This window comes from Salmonella sp. NW38, from assembly GCF_051807745.1.
GTDB lineage: Bacteria > Pseudomonadota > Gammaproteobacteria > Enterobacterales > Enterobacteriaceae > Salmonella > Salmonella enterica.
In genome coordinates, this window is the sequence record NZ_JAMMTO010000006.1 from 192,651 (window position 1) to 210,525 (window position 17,875).

Here is a 17,875-nt window from a genome sequence, read left to right on the forward strand (position 1 = left end):
CCACGAGAGACGAAAAATGCCGGATGGCGATACTCACGTCGCTTATCCGGCCTACAGGTAACGTGCTTTTGTAGGCCGGATAAGGCATAAGCCGCCATCCGGCATAGAAGAGGTGACGATGAACTTACCAGACGTAAGTCAGCAGATTCTGCGAATTCGGCACCATAAAATCAACGGACATCATGATACTCAGCGCGGTAATCGCAATGATAGAGAAGCCGAACAGCTTGCGCGCCCAGACCTTATCATCTTCCACTTTGTAACCGCGTAGCGCCATGCCGAGCCACCAAACGCTGACCGCCGCGGCGACCACCAGGTATTTGTAACCGGCATAACCGCCCAACGTTAGCATTAGCGTTGCAACGGCAAATGCAATGATGTACAGCGTGATGTGGTTTTTAGCGACTGAGATTCCTTTTACCACCGGCAGAACCGGGATATTGGCCGCCTGATAGTCCTTAAAGCGGAAAATGGCGATGGCGTAAGAGTGCGGCATCTGCCAGAGGCTGAAAATAGCCAACAGAATCGCCGCGCCGCTGTCAAAGTCGCCCGTTACGGCGCAGTAGCCAATCACCGGCGGCGCTGCGCCGGAGAGAGAACCAATCAGCGTGCCGTAAACGGAGTGACGCTTCATGTACAAGCTGTACACGCCAACGTAGACCACGAAGCCCATCACCCCCAGCCAGCAGGCCAGAGGATTGGCGCCAAACCACAGCAGCATAAAGCCAGCAATACCCAGCAGGGTGGCGTATACCAGCGAGACGCCAGGAGAAATCAGGCCTTTGACCAGCACCCGATTCTTGGTCCTTTCCATCTTCCTGTCGATATCCCTGTCGATGTAGTTGTTAAATACACAACCCGACGCCACAACCAGTGACACCCCGACCAGCGTATAAATGAACAGGGGATAGTCAATGCTGCCCTTTGAGGCCAGCAGAAATCCCCCGATCACCGAGATCAGGTTGCCAAAGATGATGCCTGGTTTCGTTACTTGCAGGTATTGCTTAAACATCATACTCGCCGCTCTTAGTGCATCATCATGTTGTAGTTGAGGTTCCACATAATCCAGATGGAGCCCACAACCAGGATGGCGATGATCAGCACGGTAAAGATGAAGGCCGTCATGTTCCAGCCTTCATCAGATTTGGTGTTCATGTGCAGGAAACACACCAGATGCACCAAAATCTGCACCACTGCCATTGCCAGGATAGATCCCAGAATAACGGCCGGAGAGGCAGCGCCGGTCATCACCATCCAGAATGGAATAACCGTGAGGATGACCGACAGGATAAAGCCGGTCATGTACGTTTTTACGCTGCCGTGGGATGCGCCGCCGCTCTCGGTAGAATGACTCATTACATCGCCCCCATCAGATAAACAACAGTGAATACGCAAATCCAAATCACATCCAGGAAGTGCCAGAACAGGCTCAGGCACATGATGCGGGTACGGTTAGTGCTGGTCAGACCGCGACGGGCAACTTGCACCATCAGCACTGCCATCCAGATCAAACCGGAAGTGACGTGCAGACCGTGCGTGCCGACCAGCGCGAAGAACGCAGACAGGAAGCCGCTGCGATCCGGGCCCATACCGTTAACAATCAGGTGATGGAATTCATAGAGTTCCATCCCGATAAATCCGGCACCGAACAAGAAGGTCAACGCCAGCCAGGAGATAACCTGGCTCTTGTTGTTCTTGTGCATGGCGATCGCCGCCATGCCGTAGGTAATGGAGCTAAATAACAGCAGGAAGGTTTCAACCAGAACGAACGGCAGTTCGAAAATGTCCTTACCTGTCGGGCCGCCAGCGGTGCCGTTCACCAGAACGGCATAGGTAGCAAACAGAATAGAGAACAGAATGCAGTCGCTCATCAGGTAGACCCAAAATCCGAAGATTTTGTTCTGGCCTGCGTCATGGTGCCCGTGTTCGTGCGCGTGGGCAGTCGCGTGCGTTAAAGTATCAGTTGCCATTTTTCAGCCCTGCCTTAGTAATCTCATCGAAATGCTGGTTTTCCAGTTTTTCGACTTCCGGGACCGGCACGTAGTAATCCACATCTTCATCAAAGCTTTTTACAATCCAGCTGATGATCATGCCTGCGAAACCCACTATCGCCAGCCACCAGATATGCCAGATCATGGCGAAGCCAAATACCGTCGCGAAGGCGGCGATAACAATACCGGCACCGCTATTTTTCGGCATATGAATCTCTTCATACTGTCCAGGCTGTTGGTACGCTTCGCCTTTTTCTTTCATTTCCCAGAAGGCGTCACGTTCGTGAACGTGCGGCACAACGGCAAAGTTATAGAACGGCGGCGGAGAAGAGGTTGACCACTCCAGCGTACGGCCACCCCATGGGTCGCCGGTCAGATCGCGGTTCTGATCGCGGTCGCGAATAGAAACGAAGATCTGAGTCAGTTGGCACAGGATACCCAGCGCAATCAGCGCGGCGCCGGCGGCGGCAACCATCAGCATCGTATGGAACTGCGGATCAATTTGCTGGCTGAGGCGACGGGTCATGCCCATGAAGCCCAGTACGTACAGCGGCATAAAGGCTACAAAGAAACCGATAATCCAGAACCAGAAGGCGCGTTTACCCCAGGTTTCGTTCAGCTTGAAGCCAAACGCCTTCGGCCACCAGTAGGTCATACCCGCGAAGCAGCCAAACACCACGCCGCCGATGATCACGTTATGGAAGTGCGCAATCAGGAACAGACTGTTGTGCAGGACGAAGTCCGCGCCCGGTACCGCCAGCAGAACGCCGGTCATACCGCCGACCGAGAAGGTCACGATAAAGCCGATGGTCCACATCATTGCGGAATGGAAGACAATACGGCCCTGATACATGGTGAACAACCAGTTGAAGATCTTCACCCCGGTCGGGATGGCGATAATCATGGTGGTGATACCGAAGAAGGCGTTAACGTTCGCGCCCGCGCCCATCGTGAAGAAGTGGTGCAGCCAAACGATAAACGACAGTACGGTAATACAGACGGTCGCCCAAACCAGCGAGGTATAGCCGAACAGACGTTTACGCGAGAAGGTCGCTGCGATTTCGGAGAATACCCCGAAGACCGGCAGAATCAGAATGTACACTTCCGGATGGCCCCAGGCCCAAATCAGGTTGATGTACATCATCATGTTGCCGCCCATATCGTTGGTAAAGAAATGGGTGCCCAGATAGCGATCCAGGGTCAGCAACGCGACGGTAACCGTCAGAATCGGGAAAGAGGCGATGATCAGTACGTTGGCGCACAAAGAGGCCCAGGTAAAGACCGGCATCTTGAACATTGTCATACCCGGCGCACGCATCTTCAGGATCGTCACGAAGAAGTTGATACCGGTTAACGTCGTACCAATACCCGAGAGTTGCAACGCCCATATCCAGTAATCGACCCCGACGCTGGGACTGTACTCTATTCCCGATAGCGGCGGATAAGCCAGCCACCCTGTCTGCGCGAATTCACCCACGCCCAGTGAGAGGTTAACCAGGATAACGCCGACAACGGTGAACCAGAAGCTCAGGTTGTTCAGGAAAGGGAACGCAACGTCGCGCGCGCCGATCTGCAGCGGAACCACCAGGTTCATCAGACCGATAACGAAAGGCATCGCCACGAAGAAGATCATGATTACGCCGTGAGCGGTAAAGATCTGATCGTAGTGGTGCGGCGGTAGAAAACCCGCTTCGCCTGCGGAGGCAAGCGCCTGCTGGCTGCGCATCATGATGGCATCGGCGAAACCACGTAACAGCATCACAATCGCGACGATGATATACATGATGCCGAGGCGTTTATGGTCAACCGACGTTAACCACTCTTTCCATAGGTAGGTCCACTTACCGAAGTAAGTAATCGCTGCCAGTATCGCCAGTCCCCCGACGATAATTGCAGCGATCGTTACCATGACGATAGGTTCATGGAACGGTACTGCATCCAGTGATAATTTTCCGAACATCTTATCTTCCTCAACCCTTGGAGTTGGCGGATTCCGCGTGGCTCATGTCCATACCTTCCATTCCTTCATGCGAGCTGTGCTCACCTTCAGGTTGGGTCATGTCCATGCTCTTACCGTGGTCCATGAATTTGTTAATAACGTCCTTGAACAAATCTGGTTTCACGCTGGAGAAATATTCCACCTTGTTGTACTCGCTTGGCATAGCCACTTTCTCGAACGCCGCCATATCATTCATGGTGTTCGGAGACTGCTTCGCTTTTGCGACCCATTGGTCGAATTCTGCGCGGTCTTTGGTGGCGATAGCTTTAAACTTCATACCAGAGAAGCCCGGGCCGCTATAGCTGGCGGAGATGCCATCGTAGGTTCCGGGTTCGTTGGCGATCAGATGCAAACGTGTTTGCATACCGGCCATGGCATAAATCTGGCTACCCAGACGCGGGATAAAGAAGGAGTTCATCACGGAGTTGGAGGTCACTTTGAAATAAACCGGCGTGTTCGCCGGGAAGGCGATCTCGTTGACGGTGGCGATACCCTGCTCCGGATAGATGAAGAACCATTTCCAGTCCATGGAAACCACTTCGATGGTGATCGGTTTTTCGTCATGCGCCAGCGGCTTGCTTGGTTCAAGCGCGTGCGTGGTTTTCCAGGTCAGTACGGCAAGGAAAATGATGATCAAGATAGGCACCGTCCAGACCACGGCTTCCACTTTATTGGAGTGTGACCAGTTCGGGCTATACTTCGCATCCTTATTACTCGCACGATACTTCCAGGCGAAACCAACAGCCATCAAGATGGCGGGAATAACGACGATCAACATCAGGCCAAATGCCGTCAGTATCAGCGAACGTTGCTCCAGTCCAATCTGTCCTTTGGGATCCAGCAGCGCAGAATTACAGCCACTGAGTAATGCAGTGCCTGCAATTAATGACAACCATCCCAAACTTTTATTGTATTTCCTGAGTCTCATTTAACGACCTCAATTCCACGGGACCTGGTGGCGTTTAAAGTGTAGGGGCATTTTACGGTAAGGTTACATTACTGTAAACATGATTGGTTCTGTGTTACCAAGTTCTGCCGCGCATGTCACATATGTTGCCAAGTATGTCGAAATAACTTTAAGACACTGTTGAAACTTTGCGTTATAACGGATGAGGTCTGTAAGTGGGATGTTGAGGGATAATTGGTATAACCAATGTAAAAATAAAACAATTACTTAACAATTTATTATCAATAAAAGGACAATCAACGGCAGAAATTTAAATTTAATCGGCTGAATCGTGTAAAGAAAATAGGTAGCGTAGAAATTACCAATAATTTCCAAAATTCTGTTGCGCACAAAAAGACAAATATATTTTTTATCAATTGATGGTTATTTAGCCGTTATAATTCCGGGTCGTTATTACAACGGCAAATAATGTTTTAGAGCAGGCGTGTTTTTCGTAGCGCCAGGTAGTCCAGCAATCCGCCAAAGACAATGCCGCACACGGCAACCACTACCGCGGTCTCAAGCAATCCGGGCAGGAATGAGAAGTTAGTGTAATCCACCGCGTTCATGGTCAGCAGGAGTACCCATACCGCCAGCAAAGCGACGCCCGCGAGCAGGATTGAAAGCGCGAAATTGTAGGCGCCACGGTATTGCGTGCGGGGAATGAAACGCTCGCTCTGCCAGCTATATTCCAGCGTTTGCCGACAGACCAGCAACAGTAACAGCCCGGGAACGGCGGCGACAACCGAGAAGAGGTAGAATGTCGGCCAGCCGTGCGCTTCAACGAACCAGCCCGCTACGGGACCAACATAAACGCGGCCTACTGCGGAGAGGGCCGACAGTAGGGCAAACTGTGTTGCGGAAAACGACTTATTACATAGCGTCATTAATAAGGCGACAAAGGCGGCAGTCCCCATCCCGCCGCACAGATTTTCGAAAAAGACCGCCGCGCCCATGCTGAACATGTTTTTATCGGTAATGGAGAGCAACCAGTAACCGGCGTTGGACGCGCCTTGCAAAATGCCGAAAATCAGCAGCGCGCGAAACAGCGAAAGACGCTGCATTAATATGCCGCCGTATAACGCACCGACGATCGTTGCCAGCAGGCCCAGCGTTTTATTGACCACGCCGACTTCGCCGGCGTCAAAGCCGACGCCGCGAATCAAAAAGGTGGTGGTCAGGCTCATGGCGAAGGCGTCACCCAGTTTATAAAGCACAATGAGCAGTAAAATCAGCCAGGCGTTATTACGGCCAAAGAAATCGCGTAGCGGCGCGACGACGGCCTGTTCCAGCGATTTCGGGGACGGGATAGTATCGGTCGGTTCCGGCGCCAGTAAGGTGGCGATAATGCAGGGGATCAGCAATGCCGCCATCAGCCAGTACATGCCCTGCCAGCCGAGCCAGCGATCGGCCAGCCATAGCGCCAGTCCGCCGGAAACCAGCATCCCCAACCGGTAGCCAAGCACGCTGATTGCCGCGCCAGCGCCGCGTTCTTCTGCGGGTAAAACATCGGTTTTCCAGGCGTCGAACACGATATCCTGCGAGGCGGAGCAAAAAGCAATCACCACCGCCAGCGCCGCCATCCAGCGTAGCTGCGTGCCGGGTTCAAGAAAGCCCATCGCCGCAATCGCCGCCAGTAACAACAGTTGGGTGGCGAGTAACCAACCGCGACGACGACCTAAAAAAGGCGGCGTGTAGCGGTCCATCAGCGGGGACCAGAGAAACTTAAACACATAGGCCTGACCAACCAGCGAGAAGAAGCCAATCGTTTTAAGATCGATATTCTCGACGGTCATCCACGCCTGTAGCGTACCGGAGGTGAGCGCCAGCGGGAGGCCGGAGGCAAAACCCAATATCAGCAGAATGGCTGAACGCGGTTGCTGGAAAATACGTAAATATTGACTTGACATAGGCATCTACAGACCCGGCTTCTGCCGGGTCTTGTTGTTGCTATTAACGGGCGTTTTGCTTGATAAAATCGTGAATACTGGTGTCCTGAGACATATCAGCGATAGTATCGGTCAGAACACTGTTCACCGCGTCGGCAATATTCTGGTTAGAGGCCTGGAATGCCCCTTCAATAGAGTAGTTGGCGCGATAGTTTTTGGTCATCTTGTTGCCATTTGCCGCGGTCGCAATAATCGCGATATCCGCTTTGGTCGCGATGTTGTAGCGCACGCTGCCCTGGGAAACATCAGCATACAGTTGGTTAACAATAATCTGCAGATTAACCGCGCCGTTAGGCCCGATCATATAGCCCCGCGCCGTCATCTGTTTTTCCAGGACTTCTTGTAACAGGAAGCGTAAATCGCGGGAGGCGGTTAACGTTACCAGCTGGTTGTTACGCGTGACTTTCGCTAACGCTTGATCCTGGCGTTGGTCCGCGCCGGTAATGCTAACGGTGACGCCCATCAGGCTCGGATCCTGCTGTGGCAAGGTGATCTTCGGCGCGACGTCAATGGTCGTCGGCGGTGTGGCGCATCCTGCCAGCATAAACAGAGCGACTAACGGAAAGAGAAGTTTTTTTAACATATTCAGGCTCTCAATGACGCTTAAAACGTGATAGGTAAAAATTCCCGCCATCATAACACTGCTAACGGCGAGGGGAAGTGGTCAACGCAGGTAAATTCGTCGTAATGTCCGATTTGGTATTGATAACGGCGCGAGCGGGGATTTTGAGCGCTAAAAGAATGATTAAGGCAGTAAACTTCATACGTTTGGCTGAAATAATCAGACGAAAGCTAAATTTTTGTTGTCATGCTGTAATGGAAACGGTAAAAGCGGCTAGTATTTAAAGGGATGGGTGACATCACAGCGTTGTCGGAGGAGATTTTCATGATGATACGTGAGCAAATAGAAGAAAAATTAAGGACAGCGTTCGACCCCGTGTTTCTCGAAGTTGTGGATGAAAGCTATCGTCACAATGTTCCAGCAGGATCGGAAAGCCATTTTAAGGTCGTGCTGGTGAGCGATCGCTTTACAGGCGAACGTTTTCTTAATCGTCATCGGATGATTTACGGTACGTTAACGGCGGAACTTTCCACAACCGTACATGCGCTGGCACTGCATACTTATACCCTCAAAGAGTGGGAAGGATTGCAGGATACTATCTTCGCGTCGCCTCCTTGTCGCGGCGCGGGAAGCATCGCGTAGCAAAACGGATTTGCAACTACCTCCGCTTTTCCAGTATGTTGCTACAGAATTATGTGAAAACGGCCTGCGGGCCGTTTTGTTTTGTCTGAATTTTGAGCATGTCGTACAGTATTCAGACAAAAATTAGCCGAGAATTGTGAAAACCGCCGCAGCATCGCACAATCACCGTTCTCGACTCACAAAAGTGATGCCGCTATAATGCGCCGTCTTATATATGAACGTCTTCGGGATGATTCTGACGACAGGGAATGTGATTGATTATGAGAACATCCCGGTTCCGCGAAGCAAATAGCACGTGCTTGCGGAGTAGAGTTGACCGAGCACTGTGATTTTTTGAGGTAACAAGATGCAAGTTTCAGTTGAAACCACTCAGGGCCTTGGCCGCCGTGTAACGATTACAATCGCTGCTGACAGCATCGAGACCGCTGTAAAAAGCGAGCTGGTCAACGTAGCGAAAAAAGTACGTATTGACGGCTTCCGTAAAGGCAAAGTACCGATGAATATCGTCGCTCAGCGTTATGGCGCTTCTGTTCGCCAGGACGTGCTGGGCGATCTGATGAGCCGCAACTTCGTTGACGCGATCATCAAAGAAAAAATTAACCCGGCAGGCGCGCCGAACTATGTTCCGGGCGAATACAAAGTGGGTGAAGACTTCACTTACTCCGTCGAGTTTGAAGTCTATCCGGAAGTTGAACTGACCGGCCTCGAGTCCATCGAAGTTGAAAAACCGGTTGTTGAAGTCACCGACGCTGACGTTGATGTGATGCTGGACACCCTGCGTAAGCAGCAGGCGACCTGGAAAGAAAAAGACGGCGCTGCTGATGCGGAAGACCGCGTGACCATCGACTTCACCGGCTCTGTAGACGGCGAAGAGTTCGAAGGCGGCAAAGCGACCGATTTCGTTCTGGCGATGGGCCAGGGGCGTATGATTCCGGGCTTTGAAGACGGCGTTAAAGGCCACAAAGCTGGCGAAGAGTTCACTATCGATGTGACCTTCCCGGAAGAGTACCATGCTGAAAACCTGAAAGGTAAAGCGGCTAAGTTCGTTATCAACCTGAAGAAAGTTGAAGAACGCGAACTGCCGGAACTGACCGAAGAATTCATCAAACGTTTCGGCGTTGAAGATGGTTCCGTAGCCGGTCTGCGCGCTGAAGTGCGTAAAAACATGGAGCGCGAGCTGAAAGGCGCGGTACGTAACCGCGTTAAGTCTCAGGCGATCGAAGGTCTGGTAAAAGCTAACGACATCGACGTACCGTCTGCGCTGATCGACAGCGAAATCGACGTTCTGCGTCGTCAGGCTGCGCAGCGTTTTGGTGGTAACGAGAAACAGGCTCTGGAGCTGCCGCGCGAACTGTTCGAAGAACAGGCTAAGCGTCGTGTAGTTGTAGGTCTGCTGCTCGGCGAAGTCATTCGTACCAACGAGCTGAAAGCGGACGAAGAACGTGTTAAAGGCCTGATCGAAGAGATGGCGTCTGCTTACGAAGATCCGAAAGAAGTGATTGAGTTCTACAGCAAAAATAAAGAGCTGATGGACAATATGCGTAACGTCGCTCTGGAAGAACAGGCTGTTGAAGCGGTTCTGGCAAAAGCGAAAGTGTCTGAAAAAGCCACTTCCTTCAATGAGCTGATGAACCAGCAGGCGTAATTTTTCGCGTTAAAAGCACGAAATTTGCACAAAAACCCGTCACCTTTCAGTGACGGGTTTTTTTTGTCACGCATTTTGCATGGTAAGGGTGCGAAAACCGCGTTTCAGTGTTAGCGTTAGAGCAAAAGATTGTTATGCTTGAATTATGGCGATGCCGTACCCATTACAGAGGGACTGGCTGATAATCCGTCCATCAGGTTACAATCAGTACAGCAGGTTTTTTCAATTTTTATCCAGGAGACGGAAATGTCATACAGCGGAGAACGAGATAATTTGGCCCCTCATATGGCGCTGGTGCCGATGGTCATTGAACAGACCTCACGCGGTGAGCGCTCTTTTGATATCTATTCTCGTCTACTTAAGGAACGCGTCATATTTCTGACCGGCCAGGTCGAAGACCATATGGCTAACCTGATCGTGGCGCAGATGCTGTTCCTGGAAGCGGAAAACCCGGAAAAAGATATCTATCTGTACATTAATTCTCCTGGCGGCGTAATTACTGCGGGGATGTCCATCTATGACACCATGCAGTTTATTAAGCCAGACGTCAGCACCATTTGTATGGGACAGGCGGCCTCTATGGGGGCGTTTTTGCTGACTGCCGGGGCGAAAGGCAAACGTTTCTGCTTGCCGAACTCTCGCGTCATGATCCACCAGCCGCTGGGCGGCTACCAGGGCCAGGCGACGGATATTGAAATTCACGCCCGCGAAATTTTGAAAGTAAAAGGGCGCATGAATGAACTTATGGCGCACCATACGGGTCAATCTCTTGAGCAGATTGAACGTGATACTGAGCGCGATCGCTTCCTCTCCGCGCCTGAAGCGGTAGAGTACGGTTTGGTTGACTCAATTTTGACCCATCGTAATTGATGCCCTGGACGCAAGTGTGCCGCTATACACTTCATCCTTCACGCTACCTCGGTGTTGGTTGCCAGTGCGCCTCCCGGTGACTTACTTATGTAAGCGCCTGCGGAGTCGCTGAGTTGCCGCCTTGATGTAGCTCGAATGATTTTGTGTATATACTAATGAAGGGCGGCACAACGCTGATTAGCGGCTTGCGCCTGAGAATGGCATTTGCGTCGTCGTGTGCGGCACAAAGAACAAAGAAGAGGTTTTGACTCATGACAGATAAACGCAAAGATGGCTCGGGCAAATTGTTGTACTGCTCTTTTTGCGGCAAAAGCCAGCATGAAGTGCGCAAGCTGATTGCCGGTCCATCCGTGTATATCTGCGACGAATGCGTCGATTTATGTAACGACATTATTCGCGAAGAAATTAAAGAAGTTGCTCCGCACCGTGAACGTAGTGCGCTGCCGACGCCGCATGAAATTCGTACTCACCTGGACGATTACGTTATCGGCCAGGAGCAGGCGAAAAAAGTGCTGGCGGTGGCGGTCTATAACCACTACAAGCGTCTGCGTAACGGCGATACCAGCAATGGCGTCGAGTTAGGCAAAAGCAACATTCTGCTGATTGGACCGACCGGTTCCGGTAAAACGCTGCTGGCGGAAACGCTGGCGCGCTTGCTGGATGTGCCGTTCACTATGGCGGATGCGACCACGCTGACCGAAGCGGGTTACGTGGGTGAAGACGTCGAGAATATCATTCAGAAACTGTTGCAGAAATGCGACTACGACGTGCAAAAAGCGCAGCGTGGGATTGTCTACATTGATGAAATCGATAAGATTTCGCGTAAATCAGACAATCCGTCCATTACCCGCGATGTTTCCGGCGAAGGCGTACAGCAGGCGTTGCTGAAACTGATCGAAGGCACCGTCGCCGCGGTTCCACCGCAGGGCGGTCGCAAACATCCGCAGCAGGAATTCTTACAGGTAGATACCTCTAAGATTCTGTTTATCTGCGGCGGCGCGTTTGCCGGTCTGGATAAAGTGATCGCTAACCGTGTTGAAACCGGCTCCGGCATTGGTTTTGGCGCGACGGTGAAAGCGAAGTCCGACAAAGCCAGCGAAGGCGAGCTGTTGTCGCAGGTTGAACCGGAAGATTTGATCAAATTTGGTCTGATTCCTGAGTTTATCGGTCGTCTGCCAGTGGTGGCGACGTTGAACGAACTCAGCGAAGAAGCGCTGATTCAAATCCTGAAAGAGCCGAAAAATGCGCTGACCAAGCAGTATCAGGCGCTGTTTAACCTGGAAGGCGTCGATCTGGAATTCCGTGACGAAGCGCTGGACGCTATCGCCAGGAAAGCAATGGCGCGTAAAACCGGCGCCCGTGGCCTGCGTTCTATCGTCGAAGCGGCGCTGCTGGATACCATGTACGATTTGCCATCTATGGAAGACGTCGAAAAAGTGGTGATCGACGAGTCCGTTATTGCCGGTCAGAGTAAGCCGTTGCTGATTTACGGCAAACCGGAAGCGCAGGCTTCTGGCGAATAATTAAACATTCATACAATCAGTTAGCCAAAAAAGGGGGGATTTTATCTCCCCTTTCGTTTTTCCTGTAAACACGCCGTTGAATGTGTGGGAAACATCCCCATATACTGACGTACATGTTATAGGTGGTATGGAGCACAGCTATACTATCTGATTACCTGGCGGACACTAAACTAAGAGAGAGCTCTATGAATCCTGAGCGTTCTGAACGCATTGAAATCCCCGTATTGCCCTTGCGCGATGTGGTGGTTTATCCGCACATGGTCATACCCTTATTTGTAGGGCGGGAAAAATCTATCCGTTGTCTGGAAGCGGCTATGGACCATGATAAAAAAATCATGCTGGTCGCCCAGAAGGAAGCATCAACGGATGAGCCGGGTGTAAACGATCTTTTCACCGTCGGGACCGTGGCCTCTATTTTGCAGATGTTGAAACTGCCTGACGGCACCGTAAAAGTGCTGGTCGAGGGGTTACAGCGCGCGCGTATTTCCGCGCTGTCTGACAACGGCGAACATTTCTCCGCGAAGGCGGAGTACCTTGATTCGCCAGCCATTGATGAGCGAGAACAAGAAGTGCTGGTGCGTACCGCTATCAGCCAGTTCGAAGGCTACATCAAGCTGAACAAAAAAATTCCGCCGGAAGTGCTGACGTCACTCAATAGCATTGACGACCCCGCACGTCTGGCTGACACCATCGCCGCGCATATGCCGCTGAAACTGGCGGATAAACAGTCCGTACTGGAGATGTCCGACGTTAACGAACGTCTGGAATATCTGATGGCGATGATGGAATCTGAAATCGATCTGCTGCAGGTTGAGAAACGCATTCGCAACCGCGTGAAAAAGCAGATGGAGAAATCCCAGCGCGAGTACTATCTGAACGAGCAAATGAAAGCGATTCAGAAAGAGCTTGGCGAGATGGACGACGCGCCGGACGAAAACGAAGCGCTGAAGCGTAAGATCGACGCGGCGAAAATGCCGAAAGAGGCGAAAGAGAAAGCGGAAGCGGAACTGCAGAAGCTGAAAATGATGTCTCCGATGTCGGCGGAAGCGACCGTGGTGCGCGGCTACATCGACTGGATGGTGCAGGTGCCGTGGAATGCGCGTAGCAAGGTCAAAAAAGACCTGCGTCAGGCGCAGGAAATCCTCGATACTGACCATTATGGTCTGGAGCGCGTGAAAGACCGCATCCTTGAGTATCTCGCGGTTCAAAGCCGTGTAAATAAAATCAAGGGGCCGATCCTGTGTCTGGTGGGGCCGCCGGGGGTAGGTAAAACCTCGTTGGGCCAGTCCATCGCTAAAGCAACAGGGCGTAAATACATCCGTATGGCGCTGGGCGGCGTGCGTGATGAAGCGGAAATCCGCGGTCATCGCCGGACTTACATTGGCTCTATGCCGGGTAAACTGATCCAAAAAATGGCCAAAGTGGGGGTTAAAAACCCACTGTTCCTGCTCGATGAGATCGACAAAATGTCCTCGGACATGCGCGGCGATCCGGCTTCCGCACTGCTGGAAGTGCTGGATCCAGAGCAGAACGTGGCGTTCAGCGATCATTACCTGGAAGTGGATTACGATCTCAGCGATGTGATGTTCGTCGCCACCTCCAACTCCATGAACATTCCGGCGCCGCTGCTGGATCGTATGGAAGTGATCCGTCTGTCCGGTTATACCGAAGATGAGAAGCTAAATATTGCTAAACGTCACCTGCTGCCGAAGCAGATCGAGCGTAACGCGCTGAAGAAAGGCGAACTGACGGTCGACGATAGCGCGATTATCGGTATTATCCGCTATTACACGCGTGAAGCGGGCGTGCGTAGTCTGGAGCGTGAAATCTCCAAACTGTGCCGCAAAGCGGTTAAACAACTGTTGCTCGATAAGTCGTTAAAACATATCGAAATTAACGGCGATAATCTGCACGACTACCTCGGTGTCCAGCGCTTTGATTATGGCCGCGCGGATAGCGAAAACCGCGTAGGTCAGGTGACGGGGCTGGCGTGGACGGAAGTGGGCGGCGATCTGTTGACCATCGAAACCGCCTGCGTCCCGGGCAAAGGCAAGCTGACCTACACCGGCTCGCTCGGGGAAGTGATGCAGGAATCTATTCAGGCGGCGCTGACCGTGGTGCGCGCGCGCGCGGAAAAACTGGGTATTAATCCGGACTTTTACGAAAAACGCGATATCCACGTTCACGTGCCGGAAGGCGCAACGCCGAAAGACGGTCCAAGTGCCGGTATCGCGATGTGTACCGCGCTGGTTTCCTGCCTGACCGGTAATCCGGTGCGCGCAGATGTGGCAATGACCGGTGAGATCACGCTGCGTGGTCAGGTGTTGCCGATCGGCGGCCTGAAAGAAAAACTGTTGGCGGCGCATCGCGGCGGGATTAAAACGGTCTTAATTCCATTCGAAAATAAACGTGACCTGGAGGAAATTCCGGACAACGTGATTGCCGATCTGGATATTCACCCGGTTAAGCGTATTGAGGAAGTTCTGACGCTTGCTCTGCAAAACGAACCGTCTGGAATGCAGGTTGTAACCGCAAAATAGTGACCTCGCGCAAATAGCGCTAATAAAAACAGGGCTGGCAGGCTATTTCGGACTTGCCAGCCTTTTTTTGTATAGCTAATTTAGATGGTTGATTGGGTCTGCCACCATTAACGGGTGTTGTAAGGGCGTGGCAGGCCTGATATAACTGCTGCGCGGTCGTACTTCGAAGGATTCAGGTGCGATATAAATTATAAAGAGGAAGAGAAGAGTGAATAAATCTCAACTGATCGAAAAAATTGCTGCAGGGGCTGATATCTCTAAGGCTGCGGCTGGACGTGCGTTAGATGCGATTATTGCTTCTGTTACCGAATCTCTGAAAGAAGGGGATGACGTTGCACTGGTAGGCTTTGGTACTTTTGCTGTTAAAGAGCGTGCTGCCCGTACTGGTCGCAACCCGCAAACAGGTAAAGAGATCACCATCGCCGCTGCCAAAGTGCCGAGTTTCCGTGCAGGTAAAGCGCTGAAAGACGCGGTAAACTAAGCGTGATCCCCTCGGGGGATGTGACAAAGTACAAGGGCGCATCAACTGATGTGCCTTTTTTATTGGCGATTCGGGACTTTCTGTGCGTTGCGGGCTGACAATTGCCCTCGTTTCTTGTCACAATAGGCTTTTGCGCGCCGCGTTCAGAAAATGCGATGCGCGTGAAGTCTATATACGCAAATCATTCAGGTTGCGTCGACGCGGCAACTGAGCGAATCACTCGGTAGCCAGCAGAGAAGCCGCCTGAAAGATAAAGTGTAAAGTCACCTACAGCGGAGTGTGGTTACACCATGATGGACAGCTTACGCACGGCTGCAAACAGTCTCGTGCTCAAGATTATTTTCGTTATCATTATCGTGTCGTTCATTTTGACCGGCGTTAGTGGTTACCTGATTGGCGGAAGCAATAACTACGCCGCAAAAGTGAATGGCCAGGAAATCAGCCGGGCACAGTTTGAGAATGCGTTTAATAACGAACGTAACCGTATGCAGCAGCAGTTGGGCGACAGGTATTCTGAACTGGCGGCCAACGAAGGTTATATGAAAAGCCTGCGCCAGCAGGTGCTGAATCGTCTGATAGATGAAGCGTTGTTGGATCAATATTCCCGCGAACTGAAACTGGGCATCAGCGATGAGCAGGTAAAGCAGGCGATTTTCGCCACTCCCGCTTTTCAGGTGGACGGTAAGTTTGACAACAACCGCTATAACGCGATTGTGAATCAGATGGGAATGACCGCCGATCAGTACGCTCAGGCGCTGCGTAACCAGCTTACCACTCAGCAACTGATCAACGGCGTGGCCGGTACTGATTTTATGCTGAAAGGGGAAACCGACGAACTGGCGGCATTAGTCTCTCAACAGCGCGTGGTGCGTGAAGCCGTTATTGATGTCAATGCGCTGGCGGCGAAGCAGCAGGTGACCGATCAGGAAGTGTCCAGCTACTACGATCAGAATAAAGCCCGCTTTATGACGCCGGAACAGTTCCGCGTAAGCTATATCAAGCTGGATGCCGCGACGATGCAGGCACCGGTCAGCGATGCGGATATTCAGGCCTATTATGACCAGCATGTAGATCAGTTTACTCAGCCGGAGCGCATTCGTTACAGCATTATTCAGACCAAAACGGAAGATGATGCGAAAGCGGTACTGGATGCGCTGAACAAGGGCGAAGATTTCGCCACGCTGGCGAAAGAGAAATCTACCGATATCATCTCTGCGCGTAATGGCGGCGATATGGGCTGGCTGGAAGAGTCTGCCACGGTGCCGGAACTGAAAAACGCCGGATTAAAAGAAAAAGGCCAGATATCTGGTGTGATTAAGTCGTCTGTCGGTTTTCTGGTGGCGCGTCTGGATGATATTCAGCCTGCCAAAGTGAAACCGTTAAGCGAGGTTCGCGACGACATTGCCGCGAAAGTGAAACAAGAAAAAGCGCTGGATGCTTACTATGCGTTGCAGCAGAAGGTGAGCGATGCGGCAAGCAACGACAATGAGTCGTTAGCAGGCGCTGAACAGGTCGCTGGCGTAAAAGCCGTTGAAACCGGCTGGTTTAGCCGTGACACCTTACCGGAAGAGCTGAACTTCAAACCGGTAGCCGATGCTATCTTTAATGGCGGTCTGGTAGGCGAAAACGGTACGCCGGGGCCGAATTCAGACATTATCACCGTAGATGGCGACCGGGCTTTTGTCGTGCGCGTGAGTGAATATAAACCTGAGGCCGTGAAGCCGTTGGCAGAAGTGAAAGAACAGGTCACTGCCCTGGTGAAGCATAACAAAGCGGAACAACAGGCGAAGCTGGATGCGGAAAAACTGCTGGTCGAGCTGAAAGCGGGCAAAGGCGCGGAAGCGATGAAAGCGGCGGGTCTGAGTTTTGGCGAGCCTAAAACGTTAAGTCGTACCAGTCAGGATCCGGTGAGTCAGGCGGCCTTTGCATTAAGCCTTCCGACGAAAGATAAGCCAGTTTATGGCGTGGCGAACGATATGCAGGGTAACGTCGTTCTGCTGGCGTTTGACGAGGTGAAAGCGGGTGCCATGCCGGAAGCGCAGAAAAAAGCGATGGTGCAGGGCATCACGCAGAACAATGCGCAAATTGTCTTTGAAGCGCTGATGAGTAATCTGCGTAAAGAGGCGAAAATCAAAATCGGCGACGCTCTGGAACAGCAGTAATCGTCGAGGCGCTTCGCAAAAAATTGCAAAACGTTGTATCCCACAAAGGCCGCTTTCGCGGCCTTTTCCATTTCTGAGAATTGCCGTTTGTTCGTTTTTCTCCGCCCCGCTATCGTGGCTGCACTGTTAACAAACAAGGAGAAAACAGTATGAAACACGGAATTAAAGCACTGCTTATTACACTTTCTTTAACCTGCGCGGGCATGGCCCATAGCGCACTGGCGGCGACGCCTGTCGCAAAAAATGCAGCGGTGGAAACAAAAGCGGATACGCCTTCTTCATCCTCCGCCAAAGCGGCATTACCTGCTAAAGCCAGCGATGATGAAGGTACCAGGGTGAGCATTAATACCGCGTCTGCGGAGGATCTGGCGCGGGTGATGAACGGCGTTGGGCTGAAAAAAGCGCAGGCTATTGTGAGCTATCGGGAGGAGTATGGTCCTTTTAAAACGGTGGATGATTTAAAGCAGGTGCCGGGAATGGGAAGCGCGCTGGTGGAGCGTAATCTGGCAGTTTTAACATTGTAATCACTTGCACAGTGGCCAAAATTTGCCAGACTGTAGAGGTC

The 17,875-nt window shown here is 51.9% G+C and carries 15 protein-coding genes; 8 read left to right on the forward strand and 7 right to left on the reverse strand.

Going from position 1 to position 17,875, the window contains the following annotated elements; all coding sequences use genetic code 11:
- Positions 1–124 precede the first annotated feature (124 nt).
- The 7 genes from cyoE to NA624_RS12765 form a co-directional block, all read right to left on the reverse strand.
- Positions 125–1,015: a heme o synthase gene (gene cyoE / locus NA624_RS12735; RefSeq protein WP_000971352.1), complete on the reverse strand. Its 891-nt coding sequence runs from the start codon at positions 1,013–1,015 to the stop codon at positions 125–127.
- An 11-nt stretch (positions 1,016–1,026) separates the two neighbouring features.
- Positions 1,027–1,356: a cytochrome o ubiquinol oxidase subunit IV gene (locus NA624_RS12740; protein WP_000019878.1), complete on the reverse strand. Its 330-nt coding sequence runs from the start codon at positions 1,354–1,356 to the stop codon at positions 1,027–1,029.
- Positions 1,356–1,970, reverse strand: a complete 615-nt coding sequence (locus NA624_RS12745; protein WP_000179833.1) for a cytochrome o ubiquinol oxidase subunit III — start codon at positions 1,968–1,970, stop codon at positions 1,356–1,358. Before NA624_RS12745 ends, NA624_RS12740 begins: the two co-directional genes overlap by 1 nt.
- Positions 1,960–3,951, reverse strand: a complete 1,992-nt coding sequence (gene cyoB, locus NA624_RS12750) for a cytochrome o ubiquinol oxidase subunit I (RefSeq protein ID WP_000467162.1) — start codon at positions 3,949–3,951, stop codon at positions 1,960–1,962. The genes NA624_RS12745 and cyoB overlap by 11 nt, the downstream gene beginning before the upstream one ends.
- A 10-nt stretch (positions 3,952–3,961) precedes the next feature.
- Positions 3,962–4,918 carry a cytochrome o ubiquinol oxidase subunit II gene (gene cyoA, locus NA624_RS12755; protein ID WP_001239448.1) on the reverse strand — a complete coding sequence of 319 codons (957 nt, stop codon included), beginning with the start codon at positions 4,916–4,918 and terminating at the stop codon, positions 3,962–3,964.
- Positions 4,919–5,370: 452 nt separating this feature from the next.
- The gene (ampG, locus tag NA624_RS12760) at positions 5,371–6,846 is read right to left on the reverse strand and encodes a muropeptide MFS transporter AmpG (RefSeq protein WP_000098483.1); all 1,476 of its coding nucleotides are present in this window, start codon (positions 6,844–6,846) and stop codon (positions 5,371–5,373) included.
- Positions 6,847–6,889: 43 nt separating this feature from the next.
- Positions 6,890–7,468: a lipoprotein gene (locus NA624_RS12765; protein ID WP_001539323.1), complete on the reverse strand. Its 579-nt coding sequence runs from the start codon at positions 7,466–7,468 to the stop codon at positions 6,890–6,892.
- 303 nt (positions 7,469–7,771) lie between these two features.
- Here NA624_RS12765 and bolA point away from each other — a divergent pair, with 303 nt between their 5' ends.
- From bolA to NA624_RS12805, 8 genes are all read left to right on the forward strand, one after another.
- Positions 7,772–8,089, forward strand: coding sequence for a transcriptional regulator BolA (gene bolA / locus NA624_RS12770; RefSeq protein ID WP_000973433.1), 318 nt, complete (start codon positions 7,772–7,774; stop codon positions 8,087–8,089).
- A gap of 346 nt (positions 8,090–8,435) precedes the next feature.
- Entirely contained in the window at positions 8,436–9,734 is a 1,299-nt protein-coding gene (gene tig / locus NA624_RS12775; RefSeq protein ID WP_001198406.1) for a trigger factor, read from the forward strand.
- Positions 9,735–9,980: 246 nt separating this feature from the next.
- The gene (clpP, locus tag NA624_RS12780; RefSeq protein ID WP_000122257.1) at positions 9,981–10,604 is read left to right on the forward strand and encodes an ATP-dependent Clp endopeptidase proteolytic subunit ClpP; all 624 of its coding nucleotides are present in this window, start codon (positions 9,981–9,983) and stop codon (positions 10,602–10,604) included.
- Between the two features lie 251 nt (positions 10,605–10,855).
- Positions 10,856–12,127 (forward strand): ATP-dependent protease ATP-binding subunit ClpX, encoded by a 1,272-nt coding sequence (gene clpX, locus NA624_RS12785; protein ID WP_000130314.1) that lies wholly within the window; start codon positions 10,856–10,858, stop codon positions 12,125–12,127.
- Between the two features lie 185 nt (positions 12,128–12,312).
- Complete coding sequence (lon, locus tag NA624_RS12790) at positions 12,313–14,667, forward strand: endopeptidase La (protein ID WP_001067723.1); 2,355 nt, start codon at positions 12,313–12,315, stop codon at positions 14,665–14,667.
- Between the two features lie 190 nt (positions 14,668–14,857).
- The gene (gene hupB / locus NA624_RS12795) at positions 14,858–15,148 is read left to right on the forward strand and encodes a nucleoid-associated protein HU-beta (RefSeq protein WP_254888479.1); all 291 of its coding nucleotides are present in this window, start codon (positions 14,858–14,860) and stop codon (positions 15,146–15,148) included.
- A gap of 290 nt (positions 15,149–15,438) precedes the next feature.
- Positions 15,439–17,310: a peptidylprolyl isomerase gene (ppiD, locus tag NA624_RS12800; protein ID WP_000969426.1), complete on the forward strand. Its 1,872-nt coding sequence runs from the start codon at positions 15,439–15,441 to the stop codon at positions 17,308–17,310.
- 149 nt (positions 17,311–17,459) lie between these two features.
- Positions 17,460–17,834 (forward strand): helix-hairpin-helix domain-containing protein, encoded by a 375-nt coding sequence (locus NA624_RS12805; RefSeq protein ID WP_000680322.1) that lies wholly within the window; start codon positions 17,460–17,462, stop codon positions 17,832–17,834.
- Positions 17,835–17,875 lie beyond the last annotated feature (41 nt).

Excerpts from the sequence above, each read along its gene's own strand:
- cyoE (WP_000971352.1), bottom strand. The coding sequence starts at position 1,015 with ATGATGTTTAAGCAATACCTGCAAGTAACGAAACCAGGCATCATCTTT.
- NA624_RS12740 (WP_000019878.1), bottom strand. The coding sequence starts at position 1,356 with ATGAGTCATTCTACCGAGAGCGGCGGCGCATCCCACGGCAGCGTAAAA.
- NA624_RS12745 (WP_000179833.1), bottom strand. The coding sequence starts at position 1,970 with ATGGCAACTGATACTTTAACGCACGCGACTGCCCACGCGCACGAACAC.
- cyoB (WP_000467162.1), bottom strand. The coding sequence starts at position 3,951 with ATGTTCGGAAAATTATCACTGGATGCAGTACCGTTCCATGAACCTATC.
- cyoA (WP_001239448.1), bottom strand. The coding sequence starts at position 4,918 with ATGAGACTCAGGAAATACAATAAAAGTTTGGGATGGTTGTCATTAATT.
- ampG (WP_000098483.1), bottom strand. The coding sequence starts at position 6,846 with ATGTCAAGTCAATATTTACGTATTTTCCAGCAACCGCGTTCAGCCATT.
- NA624_RS12765 (WP_001539323.1), bottom strand. The coding sequence starts at position 7,468 with ATGTTAAAAAAACTTCTCTTTCCGTTAGTCGCTCTGTTTATGCTGGCA.
- bolA (WP_000973433.1), top strand. The coding sequence starts at position 7,772 with ATGATGATACGTGAGCAAATAGAAGAAAAATTAAGGACAGCGTTCGAC.
- tig (WP_001198406.1), top strand. The coding sequence starts at position 8,436 with ATGCAAGTTTCAGTTGAAACCACTCAGGGCCTTGGCCGCCGTGTAACG.
- clpP (WP_000122257.1), top strand. The coding sequence starts at position 9,981 with ATGTCATACAGCGGAGAACGAGATAATTTGGCCCCTCATATGGCGCTG.
- clpX (WP_000130314.1), top strand. The coding sequence starts at position 10,856 with ATGACAGATAAACGCAAAGATGGCTCGGGCAAATTGTTGTACTGCTCT.
- lon (WP_001067723.1), top strand. The coding sequence starts at position 12,313 with ATGAATCCTGAGCGTTCTGAACGCATTGAAATCCCCGTATTGCCCTTG.
- ppiD (WP_000969426.1), top strand. The coding sequence starts at position 15,439 with ATGATGGACAGCTTACGCACGGCTGCAAACAGTCTCGTGCTCAAGATT.
- NA624_RS12805 (WP_000680322.1), top strand. The coding sequence starts at position 17,460 with ATGAAACACGGAATTAAAGCACTGCTTATTACACTTTCTTTAACCTGC.